This window comes from Paenibacillus sp. FSL L8-0436, from assembly GCF_038593025.1.
Classification (GTDB): domain Bacteria; phylum Bacillota; class Bacilli; order Paenibacillales; family Paenibacillaceae; genus Paenibacillus_AQ.
Genome location: NZ_CP151955.1, coordinates 7,129,877 through 7,145,680, shown reverse-complemented (window position 1 = coordinate 7,145,680; position 15,804 = coordinate 7,129,877). Strand labels below are relative to the sequence as shown.

Annotated in this window: 16 protein-coding genes; 11 read left to right on the top strand and 5 right to left on the bottom strand. The window is 43.8% G+C overall.

Features of this window, described 5'->3' with window-relative positions; genetic code table 11:
* Positions 1–98: 98 nt before the first annotated feature.
* Positions 99–851 (bottom strand): LytTR family DNA-binding domain-containing protein, encoded by a 753-nt coding sequence (locus tag NSS79_RS32980; RefSeq protein WP_342437653.1) that lies wholly within the window; start codon positions 849–851, stop codon positions 99–101.
* Positions 852–1,125: 274 nt separating this feature from the next.
* Here NSS79_RS32980 and NSS79_RS32975 point away from each other — a divergent pair, with 274 nt between their 5' ends.
* The 7 genes from NSS79_RS32975 (at position 1,126) to NSS79_RS32945 (ending at position 6,981) form a co-directional block, all read left to right on the top strand.
* Positions 1,126–1,317, top strand: coding sequence for a hypothetical protein (locus tag NSS79_RS32975; protein ID WP_342437652.1), 192 nt, complete (start codon positions 1,126–1,128; stop codon positions 1,315–1,317).
* Positions 1,318–1,448: 131 nt separating this feature from the next.
* The gene (locus tag NSS79_RS32970) at positions 1,449–2,870 is read left to right on the top strand and encodes a radical SAM protein (protein WP_342437651.1); all 1,422 of its coding nucleotides are present in this window, start codon (positions 1,449–1,451) and stop codon (positions 2,868–2,870) included.
* Complete coding sequence (locus NSS79_RS32965; RefSeq protein ID WP_342437650.1) at positions 2,860–3,954, top strand: radical SAM protein; 1,095 nt, start codon at positions 2,860–2,862, stop codon at positions 3,952–3,954. The genes NSS79_RS32970 and NSS79_RS32965 overlap by 11 nt, the downstream gene beginning before the upstream one ends.
* The gene (locus NSS79_RS32960) at positions 3,939–4,853 is read left to right on the top strand and encodes an ABC transporter ATP-binding protein (protein ID WP_342437649.1); all 915 of its coding nucleotides are present in this window, start codon (positions 3,939–3,941) and stop codon (positions 4,851–4,853) included. Before NSS79_RS32965 ends, NSS79_RS32960 begins: the two co-directional genes overlap by 16 nt.
* Before the next feature lie 15 nt (positions 4,854–4,868).
* Positions 4,869–5,474 (top strand): hypothetical protein, encoded by a 606-nt coding sequence (locus tag NSS79_RS32955; protein ID WP_342437648.1) that lies wholly within the window; start codon positions 4,869–4,871, stop codon positions 5,472–5,474.
* Between the two features lies 1 nt (position 5,475).
* The gene (locus NSS79_RS32950) at positions 5,476–6,165 is read left to right on the top strand and encodes a hypothetical protein (protein ID WP_342437647.1); all 690 of its coding nucleotides are present in this window, start codon (positions 5,476–5,478) and stop codon (positions 6,163–6,165) included.
* A gap of 3 nt (positions 6,166–6,168) precedes the next feature.
* Complete coding sequence (locus NSS79_RS32945) at positions 6,169–6,981, top strand: S41 family peptidase (RefSeq protein ID WP_342437646.1); 813 nt, start codon at positions 6,169–6,171, stop codon at positions 6,979–6,981.
* A gap of 188 nt (positions 6,982–7,169) precedes the next feature.
* Here the strand turns inward: NSS79_RS32945 and NSS79_RS32940 are convergent, their stop codons facing one another.
* The 4 genes from NSS79_RS32940 to NSS79_RS32925 form a co-directional block, all read right to left on the bottom strand.
* A complete protein-coding gene (locus NSS79_RS32940) occupies positions 7,170–7,292 on the bottom strand; it encodes a hypothetical protein (protein ID WP_269322456.1) in 123 nt (40 codons plus the stop codon).
* Positions 7,293–7,605: 313 nt separating this feature from the next.
* Positions 7,606–8,277: a hypothetical protein gene (locus NSS79_RS32935; RefSeq protein WP_342437645.1), complete on the bottom strand. Its 672-nt coding sequence runs from the start codon at positions 8,275–8,277 to the stop codon at positions 7,606–7,608.
* 91 nt (positions 8,278–8,368) lie between these two features.
* Positions 8,369–8,959, bottom strand: coding sequence for a hypothetical protein (locus NSS79_RS32930; protein ID WP_342437644.1), 591 nt, complete (start codon positions 8,957–8,959; stop codon positions 8,369–8,371).
* Between the two features lie 113 nt (positions 8,960–9,072).
* A complete protein-coding gene (locus tag NSS79_RS32925; protein WP_342437643.1) occupies positions 9,073–10,161 on the bottom strand; it encodes a GIY-YIG nuclease family protein in 1,089 nt (362 codons plus the stop codon).
* 204 nt (positions 10,162–10,365) lie between these two features.
* On the opposite strand from NSS79_RS32925, the gene NSS79_RS32920 reads away from it, so the two are divergent.
* From NSS79_RS32920 to NSS79_RS32905, 4 genes are all read left to right on the top strand, one after another.
* Positions 10,366–11,172 (top strand): MerR family transcriptional regulator, encoded by an 807-nt coding sequence (locus NSS79_RS32920; protein ID WP_342437642.1) that lies wholly within the window; start codon positions 10,366–10,368, stop codon positions 11,170–11,172.
* Positions 11,173–11,373: 201 nt separating this feature from the next.
* On the top strand, positions 11,374–13,362 hold the full coding sequence (locus tag NSS79_RS32915; RefSeq protein WP_342437641.1) for an FAD-binding protein: 1,989 nt from the start codon (positions 11,374–11,376) through the stop codon (positions 13,360–13,362).
* 194 nt (positions 13,363–13,556) lie between these two features.
* Complete coding sequence (locus tag NSS79_RS32910) at positions 13,557–14,252, top strand: DUF6033 family protein (protein ID WP_342437640.1); 696 nt, start codon at positions 13,557–13,559, stop codon at positions 14,250–14,252.
* Positions 14,253–14,323: 71 nt separating this feature from the next.
* Positions 14,324–15,736 carry a hypothetical protein gene (locus NSS79_RS32905; RefSeq protein WP_342440487.1) on the top strand — a complete coding sequence of 471 codons (1,413 nt, stop codon included), beginning with the start codon at positions 14,324–14,326 and terminating at the stop codon, positions 15,734–15,736.
* The last annotated feature ends 68 nt before the right edge of the window (positions 15,737–15,804 follow it).

The window sequence follows — 15,804 nt, the reverse complement described above, 5'->3', positions numbered from 1 at the left end:
TCGTGTTATTCCGAAGCGTCTGGAAATGTGTTGAAAAGTAACGTTTGGCTATAAAAATGGAAAATAAAGAAGCCCCCATATACCATATCGAAAGTTCTTTATACATTGTCTTTAAGACCCATAACCAAATTTCGTGCTAATGCTTCCTTGACGAGCTTGGATTTAGAACGGCTGAGAGGGAATTCAGAATCATTGATCATGATAACCGATGATGCTGTCAACTTACGGAGATGATCCAGGTTAATAAGCACTGAACGGTGAACTTGCAGAAACGGAAATTCTAGCTTTGTTTGGATCTCCGACAGTATTCCTTTTGTGGTGTAATAATCTTTTGCCGTAGTAATGATCTCCATATAGTCTCGCCCAATTACCTTCTTACTTTTCTGTATTGCTATAATCTCCGAATATCTAAAAAAAAAGTCCTCTCCTTCAATTTTAATAGTTAAATACTTTTTGGATTGCGAATACAGGTAATTTAACAGTTTGAACATTTTGGATTCAAAAAACTCATAGAGAACTGGCTTTATTAAATATTGAAAGGGCTGGGTGTCCAGGCTGTCGAGTATATAAGCCGGATAACTTGTCAGGAAGATGATCTGCACATCAAAATCCGGGGAATTCCGTATTTCTTGGGCCAACTCAATGCCATTAATATCAGGCATTTCTATATCAAGGCATAAAACCTGAAATGTTGAGGGGGTATGTTCTTTGTATTTTCGAAGCAGTTCTTTGCCTGACGTGAAGTAATGTATTTGTATGTCAAATGAAGAGCAGACAGCAAGTCTTGCAAACATCTTTTGTAAACGGGCAATTTCATTAATATCATCATCACATACTGCAATGTTAATCAATTTATTATCCCTCCCTGCAAATGAATACGCAAAAATAAGGCAAGAAATAGTATACAATAATATTCTATTATTTTACATAAAATTTATTATAGAATTAAAGATTTTACATTCATTCCATTAAACGTTAACACTTAAAAAAATTTAGATAATATGCCACTCGGACACTAATTATTGCAATTGGGACACTAAGTGATTTATTAACAAGTATTGGAAGTATAATTGAGCTGCTCATTGAAACAAGAGCTAATCGCAATAGGGAAAGGAGGCGAAAAGGATGCGGGAGATTGGAACGGAAGAAAGTATGGCTGGTTGCGCAGCTTGTTATGCTTGTGTCGCTTGTATAGCTTGTTTGGCTTGCTTGGCTTGTATTATTCCTGTTCTGGGACAAGCTGCTACAGCTGCAGCCACATTGGAAATTGCCGGTTCAACTACAAGTGCCGGGGCAATCGGTATAGCAAACAGCTAGGACATACTTAAACGTAATTTTTATATCCATAATAGACGGTAGCTGACGAGGGAAGTAATTTGTTTACTTCCCTTAGTGTAAATATTCACAAACGTTAAATTTCATATCTTGTTTCACGGGGAGTGTAGTTAATGAAAGGTTTGTTTTTAGAAAGTAAAGCAGGGAACAGGTATTTTTATGACGACACAACAGGCATTATTAATCCGATTATAGGTGACTCATGGACAAAAGAAGAGCATTTCAATAAATATCAATCAATAATACCTGTTCAGCAGAATCTAAGATCATACCCTGTAGATACCCGACAAGTGAAAGACTATTTATTTCGGCAAGCCAATGGTTTCAGACAATTGATACTAGAAAGCACCTCCAGTTGTAATCTGAGATGTAAATATTGCATATACTCAGACCACTATCAATACACTAAAGGGTATGAGAACACCCAGCTAACCTTTGAGGTTGGCAAAAAAGCAATAGATTTTTACTTTGAAAATTTCAAAACAATTCAGTATAGAAATCCAAACAGGAAACCTGTTATAGGGTTTTACGGCGGGGAACCATTAATTAATATTAAAACAATTAGGGAAATTGTTGAATATACAAAGTCTACTTACACTCAATATGGAGAAATACTATTTAATGTAACGACGAATGGAGTGCTCTTTAATAAGGAAGTACAAAAGTTTTTAGTCGAAAACGGATTTTCCATCATCGTAAGTTTAGATGGCAATAAGGAAAACCACGACAGAAATAGAGTGAAGCTTAACGGTAAAGGCAGTTTTGACGAAGTAATTACGAACATCCGTGAATTTAAAAAGGATTATAAGGATTATTCGAAATTTGGGATAAGCGCCTGTTATGACTTGAAGAGCAATCTCTTTGACTATGAGCAGTTTCTGGATGAGGAAGATCTGTTCATGGTTAAGCTTGCTCGGGTTGAAGCGGTTAATTCTACATACTATCAGCAGTTTTCCTCCTGTGATTTGAATGATTTCGATGATATGATGGCAGGCTTGCAGAACAAATTCTATAACTTGGCCAGCGAAAATAAGATTAAAAAGGACTCATTTTTGTATGCTCTAATCGGAATTAATTATTCTGAACTGGCATTTCATTCAGTTATTAATGAAAGACGTACAGAGTGCCTTCCATTTACATCAACTTGCGTTCCCGGGGAAAAAATATATGTGACTGCAGACGGGAAAATACACATGTGCGAAAAAATTAATGAGAAGCATTGGATTGGTAATGTTGATGACGGCTTGGACTATGGGAAAATCACTTCCATCATCAATGAATACAACAAGAACATTTGTGATCATTGTGAGGATTGCAATTTTACCCGGTTCTGCAGCATGTGCTTTGTACAGTGTGCAACGGATACAGCTTTTGTGAAATCCCCATCCTTATGTACTAACATTGAACGTTCTGTCCGGGAAAGACTGACCCATTTTTTAAACATCCTGGAAGAGAGACCGGATATTTTTGAAGATATAACTGTTGACTATTTCAACACAATTTATGAGAAGGGAGGAGAACGAATTGAACTATAAATATTTTAATTTGTACCCTGAATGTTACTTGGAAGTAGGGGAGAAGAACTCAGTCATTCACAATCTATTGCAAGAAAGAATGGTAGTGCTGGATGAAGAGAGTACCCAGCTACTGTTGAAATGTGAAAAAAATGAATTGGTTAGCACCGATGAGAAACTGGTTAAGGAATTAAGCAATATGGGCTGGGGGTTTTTCTCAGATACCAAAATTTTTATAGATAAATTGAGAACGGTTAATGTTTTTAATCAAAAGAAGTTTTGGAAGGACACTCCGGTAATCAGCTCTGCAGTATTACAACTGACTAATCAGTGTAATCTTGACTGCAGTTTTTGTAGTAGCGCTTTTTGTCCAATGTGTATAAAATTAGAAAATAATACCAACAGCATGAGGCTTGAGGATTGGTATAAACTCATTGACGAGCTTAACTTTTTTGGAGTAACGAATTTAGTGTTAACAGGCGGAGAACCGGCTATTTTTCCTCAGGTGGTTGACATTGTTAATTACGGATTGAATAAACAGATCAATATCACCATAAGTACCAATGGCCTGATTAAAATTAATGAACTGCCACTGGAGACCCATTTATATATTAATTTGTTTGATTCAGCAGACCTTGGGCAAGTCATGACTAATTACGATTCCTATGACAACGTCACTATTGCATTAATAGATATAGATTTTTTGCCGGTGGCCATCAAACAATCATGGAGGAGTGTGAGAACTTCCGTACAAAATCCGGTGATTAAAGAGAGCTCCATTATTAAAACGGGCATGAATAAATTTTTCATAAAGAAAATGAATGACTGGTGCTTAAGCGGCAGAGTAACCATTTGTCATAATGGGGATGTCATAAGCTGTTTAGGCAAACAAGATGAGGTGGTTGGAAATGTAAATAAAATGGGCATATCAAGCATATTAAAGATACTAGTAGAAGAATACTGGAATAAGCCGGTTTATACCAAGGATACATCTGGCAAGTGCATTCGATGTGAGTTTAAATACGCATGCAATGCATGCAATAAAGTAAATATCGAAAAAAGCTGCGAGTACAATTTGGAGGCTGGACTATGGAAGTCAAATTAATAGATGTTACAAAAAGGATAGGCGAACAAGAGATTATTAGCAAAATTAATCTTCACATTCATAAGGGGTCCGTATTCTCTATTGTAGGGCCAAATGGCGCAGGAAAAACAACGATTATTAGAATGATTTTAAATTTGTACAACACAACCGAGGGTAAAGTGCTGGTTAATAATGTTGATGTTTCTTCTAAGGAATATACTTCAGTCAGAAAAAAAATAGGTTTCCTGCTGGACAATATAGGCCTGTTTAAAGATCTGAGTTGTTGGGATAATCTGGAGTTCTTTGATCGTATTTACTACCCTTCGGCAAAATATCCGGAAAGATCAGAAAGAATAGGACGGCTGCTGAAAAAGGTTGACTTGTATGATAAAAGATCGGATAAGATTTCATTTTTCTCCAGGGGCATGAAACAAAGACTGGCTATTGCCCGTGCGCTCATTAATGAACCGGAATTGTTGATTTTAGACGAACCTAGTAGAGGCCTTGATGTAGAAGGCAGAATGCTCCTTAAGGAGTTTATCCAAGAGCTTACAGGTAAAGGATGTACCATTATTTTTAATTCACATGATCTTAATGAATTGCAGGAGGTATGCTCGCATGTGGCCTTTCTCAAAAAGGGGAACATTCTTCATGTGAATACATACAACGAACTTGAGAAAGCATATTCAGACAACACATATGTTCTAAAGTCGGAAGATAATAATCAACTGATAAACAAACTAATGAGCCAGCCTTTTGTTCTATCCTGCAAAATGATAGAGGATGGAGTCTTTGTTCAATTAAAGGATGAGGTAAGTTATTTATCCCGGTGGATTGTAAGTGATAATGTGGAAATTTTGGAAATGAAGAGAGTGAATAATGATCTGAAGCACTTGTACAATAAAATTATTAATGAGTAATTTGTATGGAGGCCTATGAGCATATATAAAACTATAGTTTGGCGAGAAATTAAAAAAGATAAATTAAGGATTAAAGCAAATTTGCTTTCTATATTTTTCATTATTCTTGGGAACTACGTTTTAATCAGATATAAAAGTGCTTTTCAAAATTATGATGTTTATTTGCTGCTGGCTATTTATTTTGTCTTTCAAATGGAAATGATCATTTCAGATATAAACCAAAGTATAGAGTCCTTGCTGGCATTGCCTATAAATATTGAAGATGTATGGCTTGGCAAAACAATTTATTTAATTTGTAAGTGTATTGTAGTTTCAGTTGTTAACATTATGATTTTATTTGCAGCAGATGTATCTTTCAATATGAATCTCATAGAGGTTGCGTGCTTATTAGCCTGGGTTACTGCATATCAATTAATGTTATATAAATTGGTATGGCATTTTGGGAAGAAATATAAATTTGCTGTGTTATTGCTTGATTACCTTGTCTACTACGTGATCTTAAGCCTTAATAAACAAGATTTTATTATTGCAGTGCTCGTCAGTTTTCTATTGATTATAGTAATGAACGGTGTTCTCAGAAGGAAAATAAGGAAAGAAAGAATCGTGAGAAGGAGCCTGTAATATGAGAGCGTTAATGTGGAAGAAATATAGCGAATTCCAAAGAAGCAAAGTCAGAGTGCTTGTATTTTTCATCCTACCAGTAGCTTATTTGTTTCTATTATTAATATTGAATATAAAAACAGAAAATGTAGTTGCATTTTATTCTCTGAGCGTAATTCTACTGCAAACCTTTGTATTTTTCTCAATTGAAGAACTTGTATCCACTGAAGTCATATTGGCGACTAACACCTCGATAAAAAAAATATGGTTGGTAAACCTTGTATGCACTACAGTAATTGGATTCATATATTCCAACATTATCTTATGGATAGCTGTTCTTAGCGGTCCTTTCCTATTCGATTTAGACTTCAATATAACAAGTCAGGCGATACTGCAAAATGTTCTGAATATTGTAGTTGGAGCTTCTATAATAGGATTTTCTACAATTCATTTTGCGGATTACTCCAAACTTAAGCAAGTCTTGGCATCTGCAGCAGGTTTGTTGATTTATGCCAATCCTTTTCTGTTTTTATTTTATTATGGTAAGGGGATAGAGGTGTCTCTGCAAATTACAGGTGTAGCATTTGTCTTGTCCCTATTCATTTTACTGATTTCTTATTGGATCGTTAATAACCCGAATAAAGAGAAATTAATTATCAATACACAGAAGCTACTTAAGACATTTGAGGATAGCAACACATTAGAGGAATAAAAAATGCTCAAACTCAGATCGCATCGCTATATTCCAAAGCGCCTGGTGGAGATGCTTGTCGAGGTATATGAAGAAAAGGAATTAAATTTGTTAATGGAGGATAGTTATAAAGAGAAAAAGCAGGCTCTATTGAACAGACGGAAGATCTCTCATCTGGATTTTCAGCAATTTGTGAATAGTACAACGGATTCGATATATACTCAATTTAATTACTTTTACCCAGTGAAATCATTCGCAAAGCGGAAAAGAATGAATGAGATAAAATATGATATCAAGCTGCATGATATTTTGTACATTGCGTTTACTAGTTTTAATGATGAGTCGTCAGCGGAGATTGGCAGCCTGCTTGATAAGTACGCTAAAATGAGTTATTTGATCCTGGATCTCAGAAATAACAGCGGCGGTAAATTAGACGCTTGTCTGAAAATCGCCAGGCAGCTTCTTCCCAGATGTAACATGTTGATCTTGAATTACAAGGAGAAGCAAGTAATATACCAAAAAATCAATAATGAATTTTATGATTTTAAAAAAATATTCATACTTGTAAACCCTCATACAGCAAGCTGTAGTGAAATATTGGCGTTGATGCTTGTCCAAAAACTGCACAACGTGCATTTAATTGGAGAGGGTACGGTGAAAAAGACAGTAACCCTGCATGCTGTAACCAATCTCAAGTATCGCTATCATTTCTCGATAACGGATGCAAGATGGTATGTAGATCACTGTGATGTACACGACCTGCAGAGCAATATCATCCCTGTAGAAACGGAAGGGTGTATGAATCAGATATTGAAAATTATACAAGGAGATGATTGAAATGATTTATATGTGCCGGAATTGCGGCATCAAGCTAACAAGATGTACAGCGACAAATACGGTTGGACAATTTTCTGCTATCAAAAAGCAGGATAGAGCATTTGCAGCTAAAAAAACCAGTGAACTTGTTCCCTATGTCTGTTCAACCTGTGGCTTGACGGAATGGTATGTTAAGGAGCCGTCTATCTTTAAAGAGTAGACAACCCGATGCATAGGTCCAGAGAATGGTCGAGACAGAGCGTCCGTTTGGCATGCGGACTGCTGCAGAGGATCTTCTGGCAGTCCTTGATGCCTTGCACCGCCCGTTCCAACGTGTTTCTGCTGGTAAAGGGATCAAAATGCAGGCACGGAGGTGCTTGACCGGGAGCCAGCGGCCTATTGGCAAAGCGGTCAGTACGCTGAGTGGGCCGGGTCCAGTAGAAGAAGGTTCACCGATAAGAGAGGCTTCGCTTGCTTCTCCTGACATAGCTCATGATAAAGCGGTTCTTCGGGATGGCTTTTTTGATATCCGGCCACAAGAAAACCGCCCCAGTAGGAGCGGTCATAACCGGAGGGCAGACTCTTTTTTGAATACAGGGCAGCAATGCCATGCCGCATACCTGCATAGTTAGTTAACTTAACAGTTCATCGAAATCTGGCCAAATAAGCTACCCTTCTTTTAGCAGGCTTGATTTGGATAATATGTGGCGGATTTGCAATTCTGCGAATGACGATTACAAGTGCAATGAACAAGGCAATCCCGGTAAAAACCATTACCCAGACGGGGTTAATCAGGCCCAGTAAATAATAAAGAACACGAACCCTAGCTTTCAAAATGCGACCTTCCTCAATAGGTTCAGTTTGAGCATTGATTGAAAGTTGAGTCATAACAGCCCCTACCCCCAGAATTATTAGCACATAAAATAAGGGCTTTAAGGAAGCTGTGACGCTTGTTAGCTGCTTTTTGTTAAATTTATATTCACTACCCATATGTATGTGTAATAACCTGATGAAATCTTCGCGAATGTCGGGATCCGTAATTACGATAAAGTCAGTCTCTGTTTTTCCGAAACTAGATCTAGTTACAATATTCGTAAACATTCCCTTTTTGTTCGAGGATACGGATTCAATATCCCCGATTGAAAATATTTTTCCATGACGGACTTCTGCCGGAAAATCCTCTCCTCTCGCAAGTGCTTGAACGACAAGTGCTTCATTCTCTTTTCCAATCTCTGAATAGATGCACTCCGGTGTCAAAATATGAAATTCTTCCGCATTGCTCTCGAACAACTTAAAATCCTGGAAAAAATCGCTCATACCAACCTCCTAAATAATGTAATACATTATTTAATCGGAAGTTATTATAATAATTGTTAGTTTCTGTATCTACGTATTCCTTCTCAAGGAACTATTTCATAGTAGTGGCTGCCTGCCGATCCATCAGTATGATTATCGTGGCCTTTCCTTCCTCATCATAGACTGTTGAAACCATATGTATGCCTCTGAGCGCTTCCCCCGAGAGCGAATTCAACTCCTTTTCAGAACTTTTCACAAGTTGACGTGTTTCTGTATCGTAGTAATAATCCATATAATTCTCAGCATTCTCTATCGCATATTTCTCTCCATACAACTTTTTAATACCCGCATGGCTCATGCCGGCTTCAGCTCCCCGGGCAGTTCTATATACCCCTTGAGATTCTTTCCACAGCGCTATGGATACGACCTTATCATCCCTGTAGATCACGCTCACTCCGGGATCATATGTATACGAATTCGGAATCCCATTATTTCCGGTCCCCAGCACCTTCTCCGCATCCTTGCGGCTCATGCCGTAGCTGACGCGTTCCTTGCTGTTAACCGCCTTGTAGATGGCCATATCCTGCTTGGAGAAAGTATCCGGCTCCATGGTGACGGGCTCGGCATTGCCGCTGCTGCATCCTGCCAGTACAAGAAGTAGAAGAGCTGCTGTTAATAAGGTATAAGTTCTTTTGAGATTCAATTGTTTTCCTCCTATAGATTGAATTTAAGATTTCCCATTTTGGCGAGAACGTAACTACTGAAATCGTACGAATCTACGGCCTGCACTACAATGATTACATTCAGCCGTTTTTGTTACAGCCCGAAATAATTCTCCAGCAGTTCACGCACTGCCCCGCGAAGAGACGATTGATGCTCTGGATGAAGCAGCTCCTGGGGAACAAGGATATAGCTGCCGGAATTGCTTTTTAAATAGCTGTAGATGATTTGAGCTTCGTCAATTTTATGGCGGTTGACCGCTTCCGGCGGTTCCGGTGTCAATTGGGTGAAGGTCTCGGCAATAGCAGATTGGATGCCGGCCTGCAGCTGCGCCATATCCGGATGTCCGGTTTCCAGCTTGGCCCGGAAGAGAATGCGGCTGCCTTTAATCAGAATAAGCTTTAGAAGTTGTTCGTTCATCGGTTCCAGAACGACGATGTTCTGGTTCTCTGACGTGAAGCGGGTAACCTTCTCCTTCTGCAGCAGGGACTGGACAGCTCCGACATAGTCGCGATATTTGGCCGCCGCCTCGAAATCATATCTCTCCGCCGCCTCATCCATTCGCCGCTCCAGATCCTCAAGGATACCCGTGTCCTCTCCATTCAGCAGGGTGATGATCCGGCCGATAATGCCATTGTATTTCTCCAGCGCTTCTCCGCCTCCACACATCCCGATGCATAGGCCCAGAGAATGGTTGAGACAGAGCGTCCGTTGGGCATGCGGACTGCTGCAGAGGATCTTCTGACATTCCTTAATGCCTTGCACCGCCCGTTCCACTGTGCTTCTGCTGGTAAAGGGACCAAAGGATAGGCTGTTCTCAGCCTGTCCTGGATCATAGCCCACTTCGAGCTGCCGGTAGGCGGTATCATTGCGAATGGTGATATAGGTGTAGGCGAGCGGATTTTTCATTTTTTTATTGTACATCGGCTTAATTTCCTTAATGAGCTGGCACTCCAGCATAAAGGCTTCAAATTCCGTATCGGTCACCCTATATTCAAGATCCCTGATGTTGCTGACCAGCCGGTTTACCTTGGGCGAATGCCCCTTGGAATTGTAGAAGTAGGATTGTACCCTTTTCCTCAACTGCTTGGCTTTGCCGACATAGATGATATGGCCGAGGCTGTCCTTCATCAGATAGACTCCGGGCGATAAAGGGAGGGCTGCCACCTTTTCTGTTAGATTCATAGGCATGAAATCTCCTCCGCTGATTACGTTCTCTAGTAAATTCTAGTATAAACGATGCTATTGGCGGCGGCGACTGGAAAAGTCCGATGTTCCGCTCTGCGTGTGAGAAATATGGCGATGTGATATAACCCACAAAGGCTCCCGTCAAAACCCCTTATCATTAAGGATATAAAATATAAATTTCGACAAAACTGGGGGGATTTCATGAAATATTCAATCGGGGAGTTCGCATCCATTCTGGGGATAACGGCTGATACGCTGCGGCTGTATGAGAAGCATGATATTGTCAGACCAATGAAGGATCATCATAACAACTACCGTTATTTCGATGATTTGGATGCCCGGAATCTGTTGTCCAGCCGGTGGTACCGCAGTATGCAGATTCCGCTTCAGGATGTCGCCGAGCTGATTAATGATGCGCCTTCGGAGCAGGTAGTGGAGTCGATCGCCGCCGCGCAGCTGCAATTGGAGGCGGAAATCAGGCGCAGCACGATGCTGCTGAACAAGATCAATGAAATCCATAAGGAGCTGAAGGTGATCGGCCATTTTTTCTATAAATGCCGGATCAAGCAGATACCGGGAATATACAGAATCCAACAGACGAACAAAAATCATTTGCTGCAGAAGGATTGCCTGAAAAGAACGGTCCAAGCCTGGATGGAGCTGCTGCCCTTTACGTTCTATTCCTTGCGGATTGAAAATACGGAGAACATCTACGGGAGCGCGGAGCTGGATTACAGCTGGGGTTTGGCTTTGCTGGAGGAGGATCAGGAGAAGCTTGAGGTGGGCCTGAATGAAAGTGTTGAATATCTTCAGCCGGCGACCTGCATATCTTCGGTGATTGCTACCTCTTGTGAAGAGTACATCGAGCGGAGTGCTTTTCAATTCATGCTGGATTATGCCGAAGAGCACCGCTATGCCATCACGGGTGATATTATCGGGAAAATTCTGTTCACGGAACGAAGGAGCGGAACGAACAAAACCTATCTGGAGATTAATATTCCTATCTAAACCTGCCCATTGGATGACAACCTGACTGCTGCTTCAAAAAGCAGAGGGTTGCCCGTCCAAGCCCCCACTTTGAGAAAAGTTTCACATATAATTCATTGACCTTGGTGCTGCACCAAGGTTTACACTCTGGACATACGCATGGGCGGTCCGAGAAGAGAGAAATAAGGACGGCCACTAAACTATACTGGGGGCAAATAAGCAATGCGCAAGTTATCCATCACCAAAATGTTCATGTTATCGCTGTGCCTGGTCATGATCCTGTCGATCATCGGAGGCTGCAGCGGCAATTCGAGTGAACCGGCCGCTTCGGAGCAGCCGTCTGCATCGCCTGAAGCGACGCAGCCAACAGCCGATTCGGGGGAAATCCCGGCTTCTTTCAAAGCGGGAACGTACAAGGCGGAAGCTGATGGCAAAGACGGCAAGGTTCAGGTGGAAGTTACACTGGACGCAGCCCAGAAGATTACGGACATTCAAGTCGTAAGCCAGAATGAGACGGCAGGCATCGGCGTTGAAGCTATCAATAAAGTGAAGGAAGAAATCATAGCCGGCCAAACCTTGGCCATCGATGCAGTCAGTGGAGCTTCCGAATCCAGCACAGCGATCCTGACTGCTGTTGAAGATGCGCTGAAGCAGGCAGGCGGCAATGTGGAAGCCTTCAAATCCAGAACTGTGGCCAAAGCGGGCGAAGGCAAAACAGAACAGCTGGCCGCCGATGTTGTCGTTGTGGGTGCGGGAGCCTCTGGCGTGTCGGCGGCGGTATCCGCAGCGGATACAGGCGCAAAGGTCATTATTATCGAGAAGACGGCAACGATCGGCGGAGCGAGCAATTTATCCTGGGCGGGTAAATTCTACAATTCATCGGCTGCCGTCAGCAGCGGGCTTAAGATCAGTGTGGAGAAAGAAATTTCCGACTGGATCGTCAATAACCATTGGCGTGTGGACGCGGCGGCGATCCGCCAGTATGTGACGAAGTCCGGGGATACCTATGATTGGCTGAATCAAAAAGGCTACAAAACCACCTTTATCAATTTCGCAGGTGAACAGCTGCATATGCTTCCGGCCTACGAGACCCGCCAGGACCTGCTCCGGGCCATGCTGGCAGAATCGGTGGAGAAAAAAGGCGGACAGGTCATCACAGAAACTACGGCCAAGAAGCTGATTACAGGCAGTAATGGAGAAGTGACCGGTGTAGTAGCCGAGAAGGCAGACGGTACAACGCTGGAGATTACCGGCAAAAGCATTGTGATGGCCACCGGCGGTTATGCCGCCAACAAGGAAATGGTTAAGAAAGCCTTCGGGTTTGAGGGTGTAAACGGCGGACTCGGCCAGAATATCGGCGAAGGCCTGGAAATGTCCTGGGCTGCCGGGGCCAAGGTTCCTGATAACTTCGGCGGACAAATGCTGCACCAGACGCTGGCCAGAGCAACAGAGAAGCTGAAGACACAATATGAGCCGTTTGAGGCCAGCTACCCGCTGATGCTCTCCTACCTGCCGAACTTCATGAATGTAGGCTCGTCCGGGGCGAGATTCAGAGACGAAGCGGCTACGCTTACCGCAGTGGCAGCCGCTAATACGAGTGCATTTAACGGTGCCTATCATTATGTGATTGTCTCCAAGTCACAGATCGACGCTTTGAAGGCTAAAGGGATGAACGGTGTACAAGCACCTGGTCTGCCGGGAATGCCGCCGGAATTCTACGCAACATTTGCGAAGCAGTTCACGCTGGAGAACCCTTGGAAGGATGCGGACAAAGTCTTTGACTCCATGGTAGAGAATGGAGATGGCTATAAAGGCAGCACCATTGAAGAGTTGGCTAAAAATTCTGGGATGGATGCGGCTGTATTCGCAGAGGCCTTCAGCAAATACCAGGAAGCGACCAAGACAGGCGTGGATACTGAATTCGGCAAAGCGAAGGACTATCTGCTTCCTATGGGAGAAAGCGGTCCGTACTATGCGATTATTGCCGAGATCAACAACTTGGGCTCTGTCGGCGGATTGCTCGTCAATACCCAGTTCCAGGTGTTGAACGACAAACGTGTGCCTGTTAAAGGTCTGTACGCTGTCGGACTGGAGTCGGAAGGCGTGCTGTTCAACGATACCTATGTGGGTAACGGTGTCGGCATCGGCTATTCATTCACTTCCGGCCGTCTTGGCGGTGAAGATGCTGCCAGCAGCGCTTTGGGGAAATGAGTTTCCCCAATACTTTTCTGAATGAACCATTTCGGCTAACCGCCGGGGTGGTTTTTTTTGCGAATCACAGTTACGACTGGACTGTTGGGGATTCTTTTAGATTTTGCGTGGAGCTTGCACGGTTTAATAACTCTTTCTTATGCGCCGATAAATAGGGTATAGTGCATTGTTTATGCAGGAAGGAGGAATGCTGAATGAACATTTCAATATCCAGAGTTCAGCGAAGCTCAATAAAAAGACCGCCGCAGAACAAGATCAGGGATACCGCAGCAGCGCCCTCCCTTGGCTTCTCTGAAACCTTGGCTTCAGTTACGGCTATGACTGAGGAGCAGGCGCAGAAGATTAGGGATATTTACGACTTTACAGTCAGTATCGAAACCATCCCGGCAGATGATAAGGACATTACCAAGCGAGGTACAAGCGGCAGCCTGCAGGAAGTGGTGGTGGCACCGAACATTCTGCATCTAATGAGCAAGGACCCTTCCATAAAGAAGAAGGTTTACGGTTATATTGATAGCTATATCCATGAAGATTTGAAGAGTCTGGCCCAGATGGAAGAGCTGCATGGGGTCACAGTGACAGGGCACAGTCTGATTGTACACAAAGATGGTACATATACGGTTTGGTCTGCATCAGTAGCCTCTCCCGGGGAAGTGGAGAAAGGCAGACGAATCGAGGCAGATAAGCTGAAGGAAAAAGCGGAGCAGGCACATATTGCTGCAGTAGCGCGGAATGAAACCGAATTGGTCATGCCGGAGGGTTGCGGGAAGCAGCCTGTTACCCAGCCAGGGGAACCGGCGCCTCCTGCAGCCATCAGAGCTTTGTCCTCCAGGGATTTGCTAAAGCTAAGTTTGCTGATCAGAAACAGCAAGTCAGACAAGAGGCAGTAGAACAATAGCCCAACCCTCCGCATAGCATATAGCACCATCTTGCTTGAGTAGGAAAGGGGGCGCCAAAGATGATGAGCATTCAGTTATCTGCGGTTCACTGGGTGTATCTGGTCTTTATTGTGTTTATTATGACGCTGCTGATCAGGCGGCGCGATACAACGATGATTTGTGTGACCGGGATTTTTGCCCTGGGGCTGCTTGCAACAAGTACGCTCAGTGGTTCGGTGTCAGGAATCTTCAATTCATTTGTCTATGCGACCAAAGAGCTGATGAGCACAATTATGATCATCTCCATTATTGTGGCCATGAGCCGGATTCTGATGGTTACAGGCATTAATGAAACGATGGTGGCTCCGCTTACCCGGTTCCTGCGCACGCAGGCTATGGCCTACTGGGGGATCGGGCTGATTATGATGGTTACCTCGCTTTTCTTCTGGCCTTCACCTGCGGTGGCGCTGGTCGGGGCGGTACTGCTCCCGGTGGCTGTCCGGGTGGGTCTGCCCGCGCTTGGCGCAGCGATGGCGATGAATCTGTTCGGCCACGGGATTGCCTTATCCGGTGATTATATAATTCAGGGGGCACCGAAGCTGACCGCAGATGCCGCAGGTCTTCCGGTGTCCAGTGTTATGGAGGCGAGCCTGCCGCTTGTTATAGTGATGGGACTGGTCACTACGGTCACCGCGTTCTGGATGATGCGCAGAGATCAGAGAAATGGAACCTGGAGAGACGGGCTGGTGTCGGTCAAAGGTTCTTCAGGTCCGTTGTCAGCAGGAGCGGAGGATACAGCTCCGGTATTGATGAGCCCCGGTCTGAAAAAAGGGCTGGCTATCGCCATCCCCCTGCTGTTCCTGCTCGATGTAGTCGCGATGTTTATCCTTGACCTGCAGGGTGGAGATGCTACGGCCCTGGTTGGCGGAACCGCCGTGCTGATCCTGATTACGATCACTTTGCTGGCCCATCCTAACCAGGGGCTGGAGAAAATCACCTCTTACCTGATCGAGGGATTTGTCTTTGGTTTTAAAGTATTTGGCCCGGTCATCCCCATCGCGGCCTTCTTTTATCTCGGTGATTCGGCCTTCACCGAGCTGTTTGGGAACACGCTGCCCGGCGGCTCGCACGGCATCGTGAATGATCTTGGCGTGGCCCTTGCAGATCACGTTCCGCTGAATGGCGCGGTAGGAGCCGTAACATTAACGGTGATCGGCGCGATCACCGGCCTTGACGGCTCCGGCTTTTCCGGCATCTCGCTGGTCGGCCCGATTGCCCAGATGTTTGCTGCCGCGATTCATTCCGGCGCGGCGATCTTGACTGCCCTTGGACAGGTGGCCGCCATCTGGGTTGGCGGCGGCACGCTGATTCCGTGGGCGCTCATTCCGGCTGCCGCCATCTGCGGCGTCAGCCCGTTCGAGCTGGCCCGGCGGAATCTGAAGCCGGTGCTGCTGGGCCTCTCGGCGACGACGATTGTCGCCATGTTCCTGATGTAGATATTATGCATAAGAAAGCCTCCCCTTATCCATGCTAAAGAGGATCGGAAAGCGTGACAGAAGGGGGA